The organism is Streptomyces natalensis ATCC 27448 (assembly GCF_000935125.1).
GTDB classification, from domain to species: Bacteria; Actinomycetota; Actinomycetes; order Streptomycetales; family Streptomycetaceae; genus Streptomyces; species Streptomyces natalensis.
Genome location: NZ_JRKI01000025.1, coordinates 87867 through 106016 on the forward strand (window position 1 = coordinate 87867; position 18150 = coordinate 106016).

Genomic DNA, 18150 nt, shown 5'->3' on the forward strand with positions numbered 1-18150 from the left:
AACGCCGCCACCAGCGCCAGCCCCGCCACGAAGCACGCCACATAGTCGCCGCCCGCCCCCCGAGGCGGCCGTGACGACCCGCCCCGCCACCCAGCTGCCCAGCGCCAACAACCCCCCGATGACCAGCAGTTTCGCCAGCGCACGGCCCGGTCCCGCAACCACGCACAGGGGCACCACCACCAGCGGCACGGCGCCGTAGGTGCACCACGTCACGGCGCGCAGCGCGCGGCCCGGTGGCGGGCCGGCCGCCAGCGCGTCCGCGAGCAGCCGCACATACAACAGCGTCCCGGCGGGGCCGAGCACCGCGAGCAGCAGCGCCGGGTCCTGGTACGCGGGGCGGGCGAAGCCCTGGGCGAGCAGCAGCACGGCCAGGCCGAGCAGCGTGGTCGTGGCGTTCTGGGCGATCACCCGCCGCCGTACCGGACCGGTGGCCGCGGCCCAGCCGGCCGGCACGTCGCACAGCAGCAGCGCCGTGCCCGCGGCCATCCAGCCGTTCACCGGTCGCGGGACGCGCGCCGCGCGGCGCGGGCGGCGCAGGCGGCCAGCAGCGCGGACAGGGCGCCGACCACCCACTCCAGCGTGCCGACGCTGCTGATCAGCACGATCCACAGCGCGGTCAACGCCGCCCACCAGCCCAGGAGTTCGGCCCCGGCCGCGAGCGCCGCGGCCGCCGCCGGGCGAGTCATCCGTGCACCTCCTGTCTCCGTCGCCCCGTCACCCTTCACTCCCTCACCCCGTCCACGTCCAGTCCGCCACCTCCGGCAGATCCGTCCCGTGCTCCCGGATCCAGGCGTGATGGCGGGTACGGGTATCGGCCATCGCCTGCCGCAGGGCCACCGCGCGCACCCCCAGGCCCGGGACGCGGTCCACGACGTCCATGACCAGGCGGTAGCGGTCGAGATCATTGCGGACGACCATGTCGAAGGGGGTGGTCGTGGTGCCCTCCTCCTTGTAGCCGCGGACATGCAGATGGGGGTGGCCGGTGCGCCGGTAGCACAGCCGGTGGATCAGCCAGGGGTAGCCGTGGTACGCGAAGATCACCGGCTTGTCGGGCGTGAACAGCGCGTCGTACTCGAAGTCCGGCATCCCGTGCGGGTGTTCCCCCGGCGGCAGCAGCCGGGCCATGTCGACGACATTGACCACCCGCACCGTCAGCTCGGGCAGATGACGGCGCAGCAGACCGGCGGCGGCCAGGGTCTCCTGGGTCGGCACGTCCCCGGCGCAGGCCAGCACCACATCGAGGTCGCCGCCGTCCTCGGTGCCCGCCCACGCCCACGCCCCGGCGCCGCGGGCGCAGTGGGCGCGCGCCTCCTCCAGCGTGAGCCAGTCGAAGCACGGCTGCTTGCCGGCCACGATGACATTGACGTAATCACGGCTGCGCAGCGCGTGCTCGGCCACGCAGAGCAGGGTGTTGGCGTCCGGCGGCAGATAGACGCGCACGACCTCCGGGCTCTTGTTGAGGATGTGGTCGACGAAACCGGGGTCCTGGTGGGAGAAGCCGTTGTGGTCCTGGCGCCAGACATGGGACGTCAGCAGATAGTTCAGCGAGGCGACGGGACGCCGCCAGGGGAGCCGGCGGGCGGTGCGCAGCCACTTGATGTGCTGGTTGACCATCGAGTCGACGATGTGCGCGAACGCCTCGTAACTGGAGAACAGCCCGTGCCGCCCGGTGAGCAGATAGCCCTCCAGCCAGCCCTGGCACAGATGCTCCGAGAGCACCTCCATGACCCGGCCCTCGCGCGACAGATGCTCGTCGGTGCCGACCGTTTCGGCCTGCCAGTCCTTGCCGGTGGCTTCGTAGAGGGCCTCCAGACGGTTGGAGGCCGTTTCGTCGGGGCCGACGACGCGGAAGTCACGGCGCCGCGCGGTAGCCGCCATGACCGCCCGCAGCATGCCGCCGAGCACCCGGGTCGGCTCGTGCAGCACGGTGCCGGGCTTGTCGACGTCCACCGCATGCCGCTCCAGAGGCGGCAGCGGCAGCTCGCGCAGCAGCAGCCCGCCGTTGGCGTGCGGGGAGGCGCCCAGCCGCCGGGACCCCTCGGGCACACACGCCAGCACGTCCGGCCGCGGCGCGCCCGCGGCGTCGAAGAGCTCCTCCGGCCGGTACGAGCGCAGCCAGCCCTCCAGCTGACGGCGGTGGTCGACATGGTCGCGTACGCCCGCCAGCGGCACCTGGTGCGCCCGCCAGGTGCCCTCGACGGGCAGCCCGTCGACCTCGCGGGGGCCCGTCCAGCCCTTGGGCGTCCGCAGCACGATCGCCGGCCAGTGCGGGCGCTCCGTCTCGCCGCCGGAACGGGCGCGGCGCTGGATGTCGCCGATCCGGTCCAGCGCCCGGTCCATGGCGGCGGCCAGCGCATCGTGCACGGTCGCGGGGTCGTTGCCGACGACGTAGAGCGGATCGTGGCCGTAGCCGCGCAGCAGGGCGTCCAGCTCGTCGTGCGGGATCCGGGCCAGCACGGACGGGTTGGCGATCTTGTAGCCGTTGAGGTGCAGGATCGGCAGGACCGCGCCGTCATGGACCGGGTTGAGGAACTTGGTGGCGTGCCAGGACGCGGCCAGCGGCCCCGTCTCCGCCTCGCCGTCCCCGATCACACAGGCCACCAGCAGCCGCGGATTGTCGAACGCCGCCCCGTAGGCATGGGCGAGGGAATAGCCCAGCTCACCGCCCTCATGAATCGAGCCCGGCGTCTCCGGCGCGACATGGCTGGGGACCCCGCCGGGGAACGAGAACTGACGGAAGAGCCGCTCCATGCCCGCACGGTCCCGGCCGACATCCGGGTAGGTCTCGCCGTACGTGCCGTCGAGCCAGGAATTGGCCAGGACGGCAGGACCGCCGTGGCCCGGCCCCCAGATGCACAGCGCCTCCAGATCGCGGGCCTTGATGACGCGATTGAGGTGGGTGTACACGAGGTTGAGGCCCGGCGAGGTGCCCCAGTGGCCGAGCAGCCGCGGTTTGATGTGCTCGGGGCGCAGCGGCTCGGTCAGCAGGGGATTGGCCATCAGATAGATCTGGCCGACGGCCAGATAGTTGGCCGCCCGCCAGTGGGCGTCCAGGGTGCGCAGTTCGGCGGGGTCGAGGTGGGTCGGGGCGGGCGGCGTCGCTGCGTCGCGCATGCTCATCTCCTCGCGAGATAGCTCTCCGCCGCGGTGACCGCCTCGCGGGCGGTGCGGCGGCCCGTCAGAACGCACAGGGTGTAGGCGACATCCTCCAGCCGGCGGCGCCTGGCCGGATCGCGGGGCTCGGCGTGCACCAGGTCCTCCCAGAGCCGGTAGCGCCGCAGATGCGAGGCGAGCACGGTCTTGTCCGGCAGCAGCATGCTGTCTCCCGCGTGGTGAGCGCTCCCGAGGCCCGTCCCGAAACCCTCCCGCAGGCGCCTCGCGCCAACCGGAGGTGGGATGTCCCACGGTGGACCCGTCACCCGGCGCACGCAACCGGAGGCACCCTGTGCCGGTCGGTGGTGCCGGCCGGCGGTGTCGGTCGGTCGGGTGGTCCGCTCGGCCGGCGGTCTGCCCGGTCGGGCGGACCGCTCAGTCGGGCGGTTCCGGCGCCGGGTGCTCGCCCGGCCCCGTGCCCGGCGGTTCCTTCGGGCCCGGTCCCCCCGGCTCCGGTTCCGGCTCGGCCGGGCGGGGATCGCGCGGCAACGGATCCGGCTCGCGCGGCACGGGGCCCGGTCCGTCAGGTGTCGGCTCGGTGGTCATGGCGCCCCTCCTTCCTCAACCATGGTGCGCGCGCCCAAGCAGCTGCGCGCGGTCATGCCGGGCGGCTAACCGACGACCAGAGGGGTAAACGTGGCCAGAAACCGGGCGCGGATCCCGCCGCGGCTCACACCAGCTCCGTCAACGGCACGCCCGGGTCCGCCAGCCGCTCCGTATCAACCGTCCGGCCGCTGGTCACCAGCGCCCGGATCGGCTCCACCACATCCCAGACGTTCACATTCATCCCCGCCAACACCCGGCCACCGGAGAGCCAGAACGCGATGAACTCGCGGCGCGCCGTATCGCCGCGGAAGACGACCCGGTCATAGCCGCCCCGCTCCACATGGCCGGTGTACTCCATCCCCAGGTCGTACTGGTCGGTGAAGAAGTACGGCAGCCGGTCGTACGCCACGTCCTGCCCGAGCATCGCCCTGGCCGCGGCCTGCGGCTGATGGAGGGCGTTCGCCCAGTGCTCGACGCGCAGATGCCTGCCCAGGAACGGATGGAAGGCGTTCGCCACATCGCCCGCGGCATGGATGTCCGGATGCGAGGAACGCAGCTGCGCATCGACCACCACACCGTTGTCCACCTCCAGCCCGGCGCCCTCGGCCAGCAGGCTGTTGGGCGTGACCCCGATGCCTACGATCACCGCATCCGCGGGGATCTGGGTGCCGTCCGCCAGCCGCACCCCGTCCGCATGGCCGAGCGTGCCGGTGATCTCCGCGACCTCGGCGCCGTAACGGAAGGTGACACCGTGATCGGTGTGCAGATCCGCGAAGATCTGCGCGACCTCGCGGCCCAGCACCCCGAGCAGCGGCAGCTCCGCCGTCTCCACCACCGTCACCGCCACCCCCGCGGCCCGGGCGGCGGCCGCGGTCTCCAGCCCGATCCAGCCCCCGCCGACCACCACGATCTGCTGCGCCGCCGGCAGGGCGTCCTTGATCCGGTCGCTGTCCGCCAGCTGACGCAGCAACAGCACCCCGTCGAGCTCCGCCCCCGGCACCGCGAGCGGGCGCGGCGTGGCCCCCGTGGCCAGCAGCAGCTTGGCGTAGCCCTGACGGCTCCCGTCGGCCAGGGTCAGCTCATGGGCCGCCGCATCGAGGGCGGTGACCGCCGTCCCCAGCCGCAGATCGACGTCATGGTCCTCGTACCACCGCGCCGGATGCACATACACCGACTCGCGCTCCGACGTGCCCATGAGATACCCCTTGGACAGCGGCGGCCGCTCGTACGGGCGCTCGCTCTCGTCACCCAGCAGCACCAGCGGCCCGTCGAACCCCTCCGCCCGCAATGTCTCCGCCGCCTTGGCGCCGGCCAGCCCCGCTCCGGCGATCACCAACGCATTGCTCGTGGCCATTCCCGCTCAGCTCCCTTGATCCCGTACTTCAGGCCACAGGTACCCACTGAGCGGCCGGGCCGATCCCGCCGAAGGTGTTGCCGGGGGCCGAGCGCGTCAGACCTCGTCAGCCGCGGCACCGTCCCCCGTGCCCGCGCCCAGGAAGTGGAAACCGGGCCGCGGATGCATCAGGAAGTCATGGTGCGAGATGTTCCACGCGTACGCCCCTGCCACCCCGAAGACCACCCGGTCACCGGCCCGCAGCCCCGGCGCCGGCACCTCCCGCGCCAGCACGTCCTTCGGCGTGCACAGCTGACCGGCCAGCGTCACCCGGTCGCCCGACGCCTCCGGCCGGGGCCACGCATGCGGCCACGGCTCGTTTGACGGCAGCACCGTGCAGGGCTGGTCATGGCCCTTGGTCGCCGGGGTCCGCAGATGGTGGGTACCGCCGCGCACCACCGCGAACTCCGCACCGTGACTGCGCTTCACATCCAGCACCTCGGTGGCGTACCAGCCGCAGTACGCGGTGAGCGCACGGCCCGGCTCGATCCGCAGCGTCAGCCCCGGGTGCGCCGCGGCGAGCCGGGCAAGCCCCACCCCGTAGGCCGTCCAGTCGAAACGGGCACCGGGATCCGCATAGTCGACGGCCATCCCGCCGCCGAGCGTCACCTCGGTGAGCGGGAACCCGTGCCGCGCGGCCAGCCGCACCGCCCAGGTGACGATCGCCCCGGCCACGGCCAGCTGCTCGGGCGCCTCCAGCCCGCTCGCCAAGTGGGCGTGCACGCCGCGCAGTTCGAGATGCGGAAGGCCGCCGTCGGTCAGCAGCGCGACGACCTCGTCCGCCTGCGCGGGATCCAGACCGAAGGGCGTCGGGCGACCGCCCATCGCCAGCGCACTGCCGTCCAGGGCGCCGCCGCCCACCGGGAGGTTGAACCGCGGCAGTACGGCGATCCGCCGGTCACCGGCGTGCCGGGCGGCCAGCTCGGCCAGCATGCGCAGCTCGTACACGCTCTCCACATGGAAGCGCTCGACGCCCCGCTCCAGCGCCTCGCCGATCTCCGCCGGCGTCTTGCCGGGACCACCGAACGCCAGCGGCGCCCCGGGGACCGCCTTGCCGACATGCATCAGCTCCCCGCCCGAGGACACCTCGTAGCCGTCGACATACGGGCGCAGCGCCGTCAGGATCTCCGGCTCCGGGTTCGCCTTCGCGGCGTAATAGAGCTCCACGGAGGACGGAAGCGCGGCCCGGACACCGGCCAGGTGCTCCCGAAGGGCCGTCAGGTCATACACATAGGCCGGGAGCTCCTCGGAGCGCAGAGTGCGGACCAGGTCGCGTACCGGGGGAGTGGGGGCGGTCATCGGGTGCTCCAGGAGGGGGTGTCATCGGTGCGTACGGTGTCATCGGTGCGCACGGCGCCGTTCAGGACCGACTCGGCCAGCGGCGAGGGCAGCCGAACGTAACCGGCCTCCCGGTCGGCCTTGCGCTCCCACCGGGTCAGCAGATTGGCCTTGGCGGGCAGCGGGACGCCCGCCAGCAGCGCGGCGAGCCGGGGTGGGCAGCCGTGGCGGTCCGCATGGACCTGGAGGGTGCGCCGCACCTGCGCCCACAGGTCCGCCTCGGTGCCCGGATGCAGATCGGCCAGCGCGGCGAGCATCTCGGCGACGTGATTGACCAGCAGGCAGTACACGACCCGGTCCCAGCCGCGCTGTGCGTCGTACGTCATCGGCCCGGCGACGTCCTCCGGGAGCGAGGCCAGCAGCCCGGCATGGTGTTCGGGGACCAGCTTGGTGCCCTCCAGGTCGCGGAAGAGCACCTGGGCGGGCATACCGTCGCCGTCCACACAGACCAGGACGTTCTGAAGGTGCGGCTCCAGCACCACCCCGTGGTCGAAGTACGCGGCGAGCACCGGCGGCAGCAGCAGATTCAGGTAGGCGGCCCACCAGTCGAGCGCGGCCTGCGGACCGGCGCCGTCCAGGAGACGCGAGACATGCGCCGGGCTGTGCGGGTACTCGTCGGCGACCGCGGCGGCCAGCAGCGGCGTGGTGCCGGGCAGCAGCCGCTGGGACAGGCCCTCGCGGACGATCACGCCGAACCCTTCGAGCAGCCCGGTGTCGGGGCGGCCGTCCGGGCCCGGCAGCGCAAGACTGCGGTAGGCGGGCTCGCGCAGCACCGCGCTCCCCGGGAAGCGCGCGGCCAGATCGGCGAACACCGGCGCCAGCAGCCGGGTGAGCGCCACGGCGCCCGACAGCTCATAACTGGCGTTCTTCCGCAGGCAGTTGGTGATCCTGACGTTCAGGCTGAACTTGAGGAAGGACGCGCCGTCGTAGAGCGTGCGCACGGACGCGGTCGCTGCGAAGACAGTCTCACTGGCTCCCAGGACGCGGAGGTCGCCACGGCCCAGCGCCTCCTTCAGACCCGGATGGCCGCACAGCAGCTCGTACTGCCAGGGGTGGACCGGCAGCAGCCGGAAGCCGTCCGGGACACCACGATGCAGCGCATCCAGAGGCGCGGCGGCGCCCTCGTCGGCGGCCTCCTCAACGATCAGCTCCTCGCGTACGGCGAGCAGCAGCAGCGGGAACGACGCCCCGGCTTCCGGCGCGTACGACCGCCAGGAGACGGGGTCGCCGGAGCGGGCCTTGGGGGTGGGATGGAAACGGTGGCCGAGGACGAGGGACTGCTCGGACGCCAGGTAGGTGGCTTGCCGGTCCGCGTCGGGTGCCGTGCTGCCGGCTGCCCCGGTGGCGAGAGCCTGGGGGGCGAGCGCCCGCCTGTCCGGTGTCCGGCCGCCCGGCGCGCGGCCGCCCGGCGCCCGGCTGTCGAGCGCGGTGGCCACGGCCTGATGGCTGGAGGCGATCTGGTCCAGGAACTCGTCGTTGTGCACCCCGGTCCGCAGCGACAGCTCCGCATGGACGTACTCGGCCAGCCGCCGCCAGCCGACCTCCCGCCAGCCGCCGTCGGCCTCCTCCGTCACCGGGCCGGCGAAGCGGTGCGCGCCGATCAGTGAGGTACGGCGCAACGTGACCCGCAGCAGAACGCCACGGCGCGGCAGCCGCAGCAGCAGATGGCCGGCGTCGACGGCCGTCTGGTGCTCGGGGCCGGAGACCTCGCGCAGCAGGCAGTTCAGGAGAGTGTGGGCGACGGCGTGGTCTGCGGTGGGCGGACCGGCGGGGGGCGGGGCGGGGGCTGGGGCTGGGGTCATAGGGGTGGCCTGGGTGGGGCCGGTGGTCGCGGGGGGCTCGGGGGTCCGGGCGGTGCCGGCGTCCTGGGCGGTGGCGGGGTCCTGGGCAGTGGTGGGGGAATTGCTCAGCGGGGGCATCAAGGGCTCCTGCGGGTGCGGGGGAGACGGAAGTGCGCGAGGAGGCGCGAGGGGAGGACCGACGGGAGGAGCGACGGGAGGACCGTCGCCAGCACGGTGACCAGGGCGATCCCGGTGCCGATCACCAGCGGCGCGGCCGGACCGAACCAGTCGTTGCCCGCCGCGGCGGCCAGACCGGCGGCGACCGCACCGGCCTTGGAGAAGAATTCGATGGAGCCGAAGAGCCCGCCGGGGGCCCGGCCCTTGGCGCAGTCGGCGGCCAGGACGGACAGACACACCAGGCCCAGCGTGAGACCGGCGCCGAGCACCAGCCGCACCACGACGAACCCGACGAGGGAGTCGACGACGCCATGCCCGGCCAGCCCGATCGCGATGGCGCCGAAGCCACATGCGATACCGAGCCGCGGGCGGGTACGGAACAGTGCGTGGACCGCCATCGCCGCGACCAGATAGCACATATGCGGCAGGGCGAACAGCACGCCGGACACCAACGGCCCGGTGCCGGGTATGCGCTCCTTGATCAGCGAGATCAGATACGGGAACGAAATCACCGTCGAGAAGACGAACGCGAACTCCAGGACATAGAGCCTGCGCAGAGCGGCGGCCGCCCCGGCGTCGGGAGCCGGGGACGCAAGGTCCGCCCGTACGGCCGCCCTGGCGTCCTCCGGGGACGGCGTCGCCGCAGCGTCCGTCGGGGACGGCGTCGTCGAAGTGTCGCTCGCCGGCGGCTCCGGGAGCGCCGCCAGCATCACGGCGGCGGTCAGCGGCAGGACGGCCAGCAACGCGTACTGGCGGTGCGGCGAGAGCCACGGCGACAGCGCGCCGACCACGATCGGCGCGAACACCAGCGCCGCACGGGCACTGCCCTGCATCAGCGTCAGCGCCCGGGACAGCGCACCGCCCTCCAGGGACGCCCCCAGGTAGCCGTTCGATGCGGCAAAGGTGCCGCCCAGCACGCCCTGAAGGACCAGCGCCGCGGCGAACGCACCGAGCGAATCCGCCCAGCCGGCCAGCAGAAACGCCGCCGCCAGCCCCAACTGCGCCCGCAACAGCAGCCGTTTACGTCCGAAACGGTCGGCAAGACGGCCCCACAGCGGGGCGCCTATCGCACCGAAGATGGTCGGTACGACATACAGCAGACCGGCCCAGCGGGCCGCGCCGTCCCCCAGCTCCGGCAGGATCTCGGTCAGATACGGCGGCAGCCCGAGCGCGGCGAACGACGCCACGAAATAACACCCGGCCACCGCATACACCTGCCGCCGCCCGATCCCCGGCCGCGACGCGACCTCGACGGCGTCCGCGGCGCCCGTCCGCGATCCTGCAACTCTCTGTGACCGAACGGTGTTCTTTGAAGTAGCAGCGGTCGCTGGAGCCGCAGTCGCGGGAGCGGAGGAGGCGGAGACGGATGTGGGGGCGGATGCGGAACTGGGACTGGAACTGGACTTGGGACTGGGCGCGGGACTGTGCTTGGGCGCGGGTGTGGATGTGGAACTGGACGTGGACTTGGACGTGGAACTGGACGTTGGGGTCATACGAGACATGGAGGTGGCCATCAAGCGCTCCCCGTCGACGTCAGAGACTGCGGCAGCGGAGGGCCGGACCCCCGCGTATCCCCGGGCACGGCCCCCGCCCGCATCAGCAGGTAATTGGGCCCGCTCGCATAGTGCTTGTTGATGTCGGCCGCACCCGACCGCTCCTTGGAGAGCAAGGTCCCGGCGCTGACCATGGCCTTGATCGGCAGCTCGGGCGCGTCCAACACGGCAGCGCGCAGTGCCGCCCCCGGCTCGCCCGCCCCCGTGCCCTGCCGCTCGACGGCCTCGGCAAGCCGGTCGCGGACGAGCCCCAGCAGCCGCCCGAGCGGCGCCCGCCCGTGCCGCGCGAGCCCGAAGGCGTAGGAGCCCGCACACAGGTGCAGCGTGATGGTCGTGAACAGATCCAGCACCGGCCGGTCACCGTCCCCGAATATCCTCGGGTCGGTGAAATCCGCGGGGTCGGGGGCGTCCGCACCCAGTGCCTCCCGCAGTCGTACGGCGTTGATCCGCGGCCCGTCATTGTCCTTGAACAGGAGCCGCAGCCGGGTGCCGCCGGCCGTCGGGTCCAGCACCAGCGAGATGTTCTGCTGATGGGACTCCAGACCGATGCCGTAGCCGAAGAGCGTGGTCTGCCAGTCGAAGAGCAGGGTGAGACAGGCGTCCAGCAGGGCGAGCGGATCGCCGCCGTAGAAACGGTCGGCGAGACGGTCGATCACCAGCCCCCCGCCCGGCGCCCGGCTCAGCAGCGCGGCCATCGGCACCACGACACTCCCGTCCAGACCGGCCGGGTAGCGGCGGCACAGCACGGCCAGCAGCTCATGACCGGCATGCGCATACACGGTCTCATCGGCCTGAAGAACCGACTCCGCGAACCGCGGTTCGCGGGCGATCACCTTCTCCAGCAGCCGCTGCCCCTCGGCGCCGTCGATCAACGTACGAGGCTTGATGGTGCGCCGGTTGCGCAGCCCCAGCGTCGAGGTGGCCAGCGGCAGCTTCAGATGCAGGGCGGGATCGTCGGCCACCGCCACGGTGCGCATCGACAACGTCGGTACGACACCGACCCAGGCGTGCTCGGACAGCACCGCCGCACCCTCCAGCCCGCTCTCGCGCAGCGCGCCGCGCAGCGGTTCGCCCAGCGTCAACGGATGCACCGGAAGACACAGATGCCCGTCCCCGAGATGTGCCAGCCCCACCTCAGCAGGCGTCGGCCACCAGTCGGGCAGCGCCGCCTCGCCGCCCGCCACGGCCACCGCGGCCCGCGGCACGCCGAGCCAGTGCAACGCGAAGTCCGGCCGGAACTCCGGCGCGTACGCCCGCACCTGCGTTTCGTCCAGGCCGGCCCGCCCCCGGGAGGTCGGGTACACAGGATGGTCAAGACGCGCCGCCAGCGCATCAAAGGCCAGCCCCCCACCCAACCCCAACCAGCCTCCAACCTCACGTCCATGACGCTCCACCAACTCCCCGTCGGCCTCATCCCGTGTCCGGGCGTGCAGCCGCATCGTCACCAGCGTCTGCCGGCACTCCTCGGCGAACGCATCGAAACCGGGACGGTCGACGGGGTCCGCCAGCGCGCGCAGCGCGGAGATGACCTCGTCGAGCGTGGTCAGCCGGGCGCCGTCGGCCTCGCGCACCAGCAACGGCAGCCGGGCGGCATAACGGCTCTGATAGCCGTCGGGACCCAGCGGAAGCAACAGCGCGCCTTCCGCTGCGCCCGCGGGCAACCGCAGCCAGGGACCGTCCGGCCGCTCCAGCACGGCACCGCGCGTACGCAACCCCACAACGTCTTCCCGCAGGAGCGCACTCAGCACCCGCACGAGCAGCCCCGACTCGGGATCCGGCTGATCGGACAAACTCATCACGTCACTCATCACGCGATCTCCCACCTCTCGGTGGCGAAGAAGCCCTCCACCGCGCGGACCACCGCACCGTGCTCGGTACCGAAGGCCCGGACGACGCCTATGTAGTCGCGGTTGGTGCGGTAGTGCGGCTCCTCGGAACCGACCGCGCGCAGCGGCCGGTAGGCAAGCCGCACACCGTCGACGGTGCGGTCCACGGCGCCGGGCGCCGAGACCAGCGTCCCCGCCCGGTCGGCGAGGGCGTACTCCACCCGAGCCGCACCGCCGTGCCGGGCACCGAGGTCCGCAGGCAGTGGCTCGCCCAAATGCGCCCGCAGAATGAGCTCGAAGAGAGGTATGCCGAGAACATGCGCCAGCAACAGATCGCACTGATCGCCAATGACGCGGTAGTTCACCTCGATGAGCCGCGCCCGGCCCTCGTGCACCACGAACTCCGTATGACAGGCGCCGAACCCGACGCCCAGCGCATCAAGCTGCGCCAGCACCTGATCGGTAATGGACTGCGGATGGGCCGCAACGAACTCAAGCCCCGTCTCGATGAAGGTCGGCGGCGCGGAAACGGCGGTACGGAACCCACCCAGGACATGGCGCAGCCGCCCGTCACCGAGCGTCTCCAGCGTGTACAGCTGCCCCGGCAGGAACTCCTCCGCGACCAGCGCCACCTCGGGCCGCCGCGTCTGGATCTCCTTGGCACATACGACCAGTTCGCCGGGCCCGTCGACGAGCATCACATCCTCGCTGGCCACCCCCTCCCGCGGCTTGATCACACACGGATACGGAAGCTCGGCGGCGGCCAGCACGCTCGGGTCCTGCCCGGGCTCCAGCTCCACGGTCCGTACGGTGTCCACCCCGGCCACCGCGAGCCGCCGCCGCATCTCGGCCTTGTTCTTGGCACACAACGCGGCCCGCCAGTCCTTGCCGGGCAGCCCGAAGTAGTCGGCAGCCAGGGCTGCTTGGACCTGGAGGTGATCGCTGTTGGTGAAGATCGCATCGGCGGGCCGCCGACCTGCCACACAGGTGATCACGGCCCGGAAGTCACGAACATCGCACTCCAGGACCTCCGTCCCCCGTGGGACGTCACTCCGGTGCGCCTCGGGCTGATCGGTCAGGATCGTGACCTCAACACCGAGACGCGCAGCGGCAGGCAGAAACCCCTCGGTGACCGAGTCGGTGGGGTTGAGGGCGAGCAAATACATCCGCATGAGCGGGACCCCTTCAGAGTCACTATCGAACGAAACCAAGACCGGCGCGCCCAACGGCCAAACACCAGACAAGAAACCCGGATCGAGAAGAAACCCGGATCGGCTACTCCACCGCAGCGTCGACACCTCATGGGTTGCTCCGGCCCTCGGATGCTCCGGATCAACATCCCGGCTGCCGCGTGCCTTTCCGGAGGAACATCGGATGCACCGGAGCAAAACAACACACCGGAGGGAATGAATCACTCTCCGTATTCGTTGCCGGAACAAGGAGGCATCGCGAGGCACAGGACAAGGCACGCGGCAGACGCCCAACGCCCCAAACCCCGCGACACCCACCCCACTTCGAGACGTACGACCTTCGAGACGTACAACCCACCGGGGAGGTACAAGGCCGAGATATGGCGCAGGTATGGCGCAGCAGAGATGGCGCACCGGGATGTACATGGAGCACCCCAGACACCGCACACGAACCACACGCGAGCCCCCGGTACGACGTGACCGGTGCCTGTGCCTCGCGATGCCTCACCGAGGCCCGCGTGCCGCAAGCCCACGCTGAACCGGCTTGCGCTGAACCGGCATGGCATTGGCTACAGGCTTTGCATCGGCTCAGGCGTTGGGCACCGGGACGCCGGTCGCCTTCGCCACATCGGCCAGCATGTGCTCGGCGGCCTGAATGCCGATGCCGGACATCCAGGTCTCGTCGGGCACGTCAAAAACCTTGTGGTTCTTGACGGCCGGCAGCGCCTTCCAGACCGGGTTGGAGGTGACGTCCTTCTTCTGGGTCTTGTCAGGCAGATCCGCGACCGTCACAAACACCAGGTCGGCATCGGCCTTGTCGATCTCCTCGGGGCTGACGTCGAGCATCGTCTTGGCCGGGTCGGTGGAGCTCTGCGACTTCGGACGGGCCAGGCCGATGTCGTCGAGGACGACGCCGCTGTAGGAGGACTTCTGGTACAGGCGGGTCGGGCCGGCGACAAAGCGGACCACGGAGGCCGACGGCATCGTGCCGTGGTACTTCTTCTTGATCTCCGCACCCAGCGCCTTGGCCCGCGACTCGTACTCCTTGAGCTTCTGGTCGGCTTCCTTCTCCAGGCCCAGCGCCTTGGCGTGGACCTTCAGATTGGCCTTCCAGGGGCCGCCGGTGGTCTCGGTGAAGACGGTCGGCGCGATGTCCTTGAGCTTGTCGTAGATCTTCCCGTGCCGGACCTTGGACGAAAGGATCAGATCGGGCTTGAGGGAGATGATCTTCTCGAGGTTGGGCTCCAGCAGCGGGCCGACGTCCTTGACGCCCCCGATCTCGCCCTTGAGGTAGCTGGGGAAGCCGCCCTCGGACTTCATATGCGGCGAAACCGCGCCGACCGGCTTCACACCGAGGGTGGTGACGTCGTCGAGCTCACCGGTGTCGAGGACGACAACGCGCTTGGGCTTGCCGGGGATCGACACGTCGCCCATGGCGGTCTTCAGGGTGCGCGGGAATCCGGCGCCGGCCTTCGCCGAGCCGTCGGCCGAGGACTTGCCGCCGCCGCAAGCGGTGAGCGCGGCGGTCCCCACGGCGACGGCGAGCAGGGCGGCCGGCAGCCTACGGGCGCCGCGGGATGCGGTTCGGGTCAGCATGAGGGACATGAGGGTTCGACTTCCTTTGCGAGCGGACGAGTGGACGAGGGGTGGGGGGCGGAGAGAAGAGGGGGAGAGCGCGGTGGGTGGAGTGAGAGCGGGGAGTTTGTGGGGCTGGTGTGGTCAATGAGGTCGGTGTGGTGGCCCAGTTGGGCTGGCGTGGGGCTGAAGGGGCGAGCCGGGAGGGCAAGTGCGGGGTCGGTGTCGTCGGCCAGTGGGGCAGGTGTGTCCGGTGGGGCCGGTGCCCCGGGCATGCTGGGCGAGGTAGGTGTAGGTGGGGTCAGGGCAGCTGAGGTCGGTCAGGCGGGTGTGCTGGTGGGGCGTTTGGTGGTGCCTTTGGGGATGACGAGGGGGGTGCCGGTCTCCGGGTCGGGGATGACCCGGCAGTCCACGTCGAAGACGGACTTGACCAGCTCGGCGTCGAGGACGTCCGCCGGGGCGCCGGCCGCCGCAAGTCGGCCGGCCTTGAGGACCACCAGGTGATCGGCGTAGCGGGCCGCCTGCCCGAGGTCGTGCAGCACCATCACCACGGTGCGGCCCGCCTCGGCGTGCAACTCGGCGACCAGGTCGAGGACATCGAGCTGGTGCCGTAGGTCCAGGAAGGTGGTGGGCTCGTCGAGCAGCAGCAGATCGGTGTCCTGGGCCAGTGCCAGGGCGATCCAGGCGCGCTGCCGCTGTCCGCCGGAGAGGCGGTCGACGGGCTGGTCGCGCAGTTCGGCGGTTCCGGTGCGTTCCAGGGCTTCCTCCACGGCCTGCTGGTCGGCCGCCGACCAGGGCCTCAGCAGTTTCTGGTGCGGATAGCGGCCGAGCCGTACGAGTGCCTCGACGGTGATCGCGTCCGGGGTGACCGGCTGCTGGGGGAGCAGTCCCATCCGCAGCGCCAGCGCCCGTGCCGACATGCGGTGGATGTCCGAGCCGTCCAGCATGACGGTGCCGGCGGCGGGGGCCAGCAGCCGGGTCAGCCCACGCAAGAGGGTGGACTTCCCGCAGGCGTTGGGGCCCACGACGGCGGTGACGGCGCCGCCGGGCAGCACCAGGTCGAGACCGCCGACGATCAGCTGGTCGCCGTAACGCAGATCGAGTCCGTGCGCGGAGAGCTGGTTACCGGGAGCCGGCACCTGCCCGCCTCCGGAAGCTGACACCTGCCCGCCTCCGGAAGCTGACACGTGCCCGCCTCCGGAAGTCGCCGCCCGCTCGCTCGCGGGATTTGACGCCTGCCCGTCCCCGGGCACCGATACCTGCCGCTCCCCGGGAGCCGCCACCGGCGTGTTCCCGTGAGCCGACCCCTGCTCGTCCCCACTCCCCGAGCCCGCGAGCCCCCCACCCACCGAAGTACCCCCATCGCCCCCAGACATCGACCCCCGGCCGTTGCCACGGCCCTCACTACGGCCGTCACCACGGCTGCCGCCATGCGGGGAGAGCTGTTCGGCGGTCATCGGGCACTCCTGTTCAGGGTGTTCAGGGAACTGCTCTGACGGATCATCAGCACCAGCAGCCAGGGCGCGCCCAGGGTGGCCGTGACCACCCCGACCGGCAGGCCGCTGATCGGCAGCAGGTGCTGCGCCACCAGGTCGGAGGCGAGCAGCAGTACGGCGCCGGCGAGGCCGGACAGGGCCAGCGTGCCGGCGGTGGGCGGGCCGGCCAGGAACCGCACCAGGTGCGGTACGGCCAGTGCGACGAAGGCGACCGGGCCGGCGAGCGCGGCGGCGACCGAGGCCAGCACGATCGCGGTCACCAGGACCTGGAGGCGGGCGGCGTCGGTGTTCAGGCCGAGCGCGCCGGCCGAGTCGTCGCCCAGGTCGAGGACGGCCAGCCGCCGGTGCAGCGCGAAGGCGGCGACCAGCGCCACGGCGACCGCGGCCCCCGCGGCCCACACCTCGGTCCAGGTCCGCCCGTACACCGAGCCGGTGGTCCACTGGAGGGCGGAGCCCGCCAGTTCGGTGGGGAAGCGGACGACCATGAAGTTCACTGCGGCGGTCAGTCCGGCCTGGACGGCGAGGCCCACCAGCACCAGCCGGGTCACGCTGGTGCCCGAGCGCCAGCCGAGCAGCCCCAGCAGTACCGCGGCGAGCAGCCCGCCGCCGAGTGCGGCCAGCGGCATCAGCGCCTGCGAGGCGCCCGCGGCCAGCATCACCACCGCGCCGAACGAGGCGCCGCCGGTCACCCCCATCACATCCGGGGAGGCGAGCGGATTACGGAACAGCCGTTGCAGCAGCGCACCGGCCACCGCAAGACCGGCCCCCGCGAGGACAGCGGCGGCCATCCGCGGGGCACGGAACTCCTGGACGATCAGCACGGTGGCCGTATCGCCCACCCCGAACAGCCCCCGCAGTGCATCGAGGGGCGCCAGCGGCATATCACCGGTGGACACCGACATCGTCACCAGGACGAGCAGCACCACGGAGGTGCCGAGGGTGAGCAGCGGCATACGGCGAACGGTGCGCCGGTGCACGGCGGTTGGCGGGGCGGGACGCAGGACGTCGGTCATCGGGCCACCTTCCGGGCCAGCAGGGCCAGCAGCGGGGCGCCGAGGAACGCACTGATGATGCCGACCTGGAGCTCCGACGGCCGGATGACGAGCCGTCCGAGGATGTCGGCGGCGAGCACCAGCAGCGGTCCGGCGATCAGACAGCCGGGGATCACCATGCGGTGGTCGGAGGTGCGCAAGGTCTGCCGTACGAGATGCGGTGCGGCCAGGCCGATGAACGACAGCAGACCGGAGACGGCGACGGCCGAGGCGGCGAGCAGGACGACGGCGAGGCCGCCGGCCAGGCGGATGCGGGAGACCGGCACCCCGAGCGCCTGCGCCGTATCGTCGCCCAGCGCCAGGGTGTTGAGCGCCGGGGTGACGGCCAGGGCGACGACCAGTCCGATCAGCAGCGGCGGCAGCACCGGCCAGAGCACCGACAGCGGGCGTTCGGCCAGTGAACCGGCGAGCCAGAAGCGGGCCTCGTCCAGCGAGCGCTTGCTGGCCAGCATGACCGTCGATGTCCAGGACGTCAGGACGAGCTGGAGGACGGTGCCGCCCAGTGCGAGCCGTACGGGGTCGAGGTCGCCGGCCCGGCGGGCCAGCGCCTGGGCGAACAGCGCGGCGGCCGCGGCGCCGGCGAAGGCGAACCAGAGGTATTCGGCGGGCTGGTTCAGATGCAGCGCGTAGATGGCGACGACCACGGCGAAGCCGGCGCCGGCGTTGATGCCGAGGGTGGTCGGCGAGGCGAGCGGGTTACGGGTGATGCCCTGGACTACGGCCCCGGCGACGCCGAGCGCCGCGCCGACCGCGAGGCCGATGAGGGTCCGCGGCACCCGAAGGCCCGTCACCACGAGGGCGTCCCGCCCGTGTGCGGTGCCGGTCAGGGCGTCGAACACGGTGGACAGCGGTACGGAACGGGTTCCCAGCGCGAGACTCAGCGCGGCACAGGCCGCGAGCGCGCACAGTCCGACCGCGAAGAGCGGGATGCGCCGCCAGGCCGGCGCGGCGGCGTGTGGGCCCGACGCGGCGGTTGACGTGGCAGATGGTTTGGTCATCGACACGCGTCGCTACGTTAGGTTAGGCATACCTAAATGTGCAAGCGTCGGGGCGGGATGCGGTCAACAATC

The 18150-nt window shown here is 71.8% G+C and carries 13 protein-coding genes and 1 pseudogene; all 14 read right to left on the bottom strand.

The genetic code is table 11. The features are described from left to right. Positions 1-273 precede the first annotated feature (273 nt). Positions 274-486: pseudogene (locus SNA_RS43860) on the bottom strand (monovalent cation/H+ antiporter complex subunit F); the annotation flags it as partial. 8 nt (positions 487-494) lie between these two features. Next, positions 495-686: a hypothetical protein gene (locus tag SNA_RS15535; RefSeq protein WP_030064947.1), complete on the bottom strand. Its 192-nt coding sequence runs from the start codon at positions 684-686 to the stop codon at positions 495-497. A 43-nt stretch (positions 687-729) separates the two neighbouring features. Then, positions 730-3114 (bottom strand): phosphoketolase family protein, encoded by a 2385-nt coding sequence (locus tag SNA_RS15540; RefSeq protein WP_044365454.1) that lies wholly within the window; start codon positions 3112-3114, stop codon positions 730-732. A 2-nt stretch (positions 3115-3116) separates the two neighbouring features. Continuing rightward, entirely contained in the window at positions 3117-3317 is a 201-nt protein-coding gene (locus tag SNA_RS15545; RefSeq protein ID WP_044365457.1) for a DUF5133 domain-containing protein, read from the bottom strand. A gap of 506 nt (positions 3318-3823) precedes the next feature. Then, positions 3824-5053 (bottom strand): NAD(P)/FAD-dependent oxidoreductase, encoded by a 1230-nt coding sequence (locus SNA_RS15550; RefSeq protein ID WP_030064945.1) that lies wholly within the window; start codon positions 5051-5053, stop codon positions 3824-3826. A gap of 96 nt (positions 5054-5149) precedes the next feature. Next, complete coding sequence (locus SNA_RS15555; protein ID WP_044365458.1) at positions 5150-6391, bottom strand: type III PLP-dependent enzyme; 1242 nt, start codon at positions 6389-6391, stop codon at positions 5150-5152. Further along, entirely contained in the window at positions 6388-8232 is a 1845-nt protein-coding gene (locus SNA_RS15560) for an IucA/IucC family protein (RefSeq protein WP_044365523.1), read from the bottom strand. Before SNA_RS15560 ends, SNA_RS15555 begins: the two co-directional genes overlap by 4 nt. Positions 8233-8348: 116 nt before the next feature. After that, positions 8349-9593 carry an MFS transporter gene (locus SNA_RS15565; protein WP_241779672.1) on the bottom strand — a complete coding sequence of 415 codons (1245 nt, stop codon included), beginning with the start codon at positions 9591-9593 and terminating at the stop codon, positions 8349-8351. A gap of 308 nt (positions 9594-9901) precedes the next feature. Further along, a complete protein-coding gene (locus SNA_RS15570; protein ID WP_198535043.1) occupies positions 9902-11737 on the bottom strand; it encodes an IucA/IucC family protein in 1836 nt (611 codons plus the stop codon). A gap of 11 nt (positions 11738-11748) precedes the next feature. Further along, positions 11749-12939: an ATP-grasp domain-containing protein gene (locus SNA_RS15575; protein ID WP_044365459.1), complete on the bottom strand. Its 1191-nt coding sequence runs from the start codon at positions 12937-12939 to the stop codon at positions 11749-11751. A gap of 606 nt (positions 12940-13545) precedes the next feature. Continuing rightward, positions 13546-14553, bottom strand: coding sequence for an ABC transporter substrate-binding protein (locus tag SNA_RS15580; RefSeq protein WP_030070661.1), 1008 nt, complete (start codon positions 14551-14553; stop codon positions 13546-13548). Between the two features lie 299 nt (positions 14554-14852). Then, entirely contained in the window at positions 14853-15695 is an 843-nt protein-coding gene (locus SNA_RS15585; protein WP_241779673.1) for an ABC transporter ATP-binding protein, read from the bottom strand. A gap of 290 nt (positions 15696-15985) precedes the next feature. Further along, positions 15986-17041, bottom strand: coding sequence for a FecCD family ABC transporter permease (locus SNA_RS15590; protein WP_030070664.1), 1056 nt, complete (start codon positions 17039-17041; stop codon positions 15986-15988). Beyond that, the gene (locus tag SNA_RS15595) at positions 17038-18078 is read right to left on the bottom strand and encodes a FecCD family ABC transporter permease (protein WP_044365461.1); all 1041 of its coding nucleotides are present in this window, start codon (positions 18076-18078) and stop codon (positions 17038-17040) included. Before SNA_RS15595 ends, SNA_RS15590 begins: the two co-directional genes overlap by 4 nt. Positions 18079-18150 lie beyond the last annotated feature (72 nt).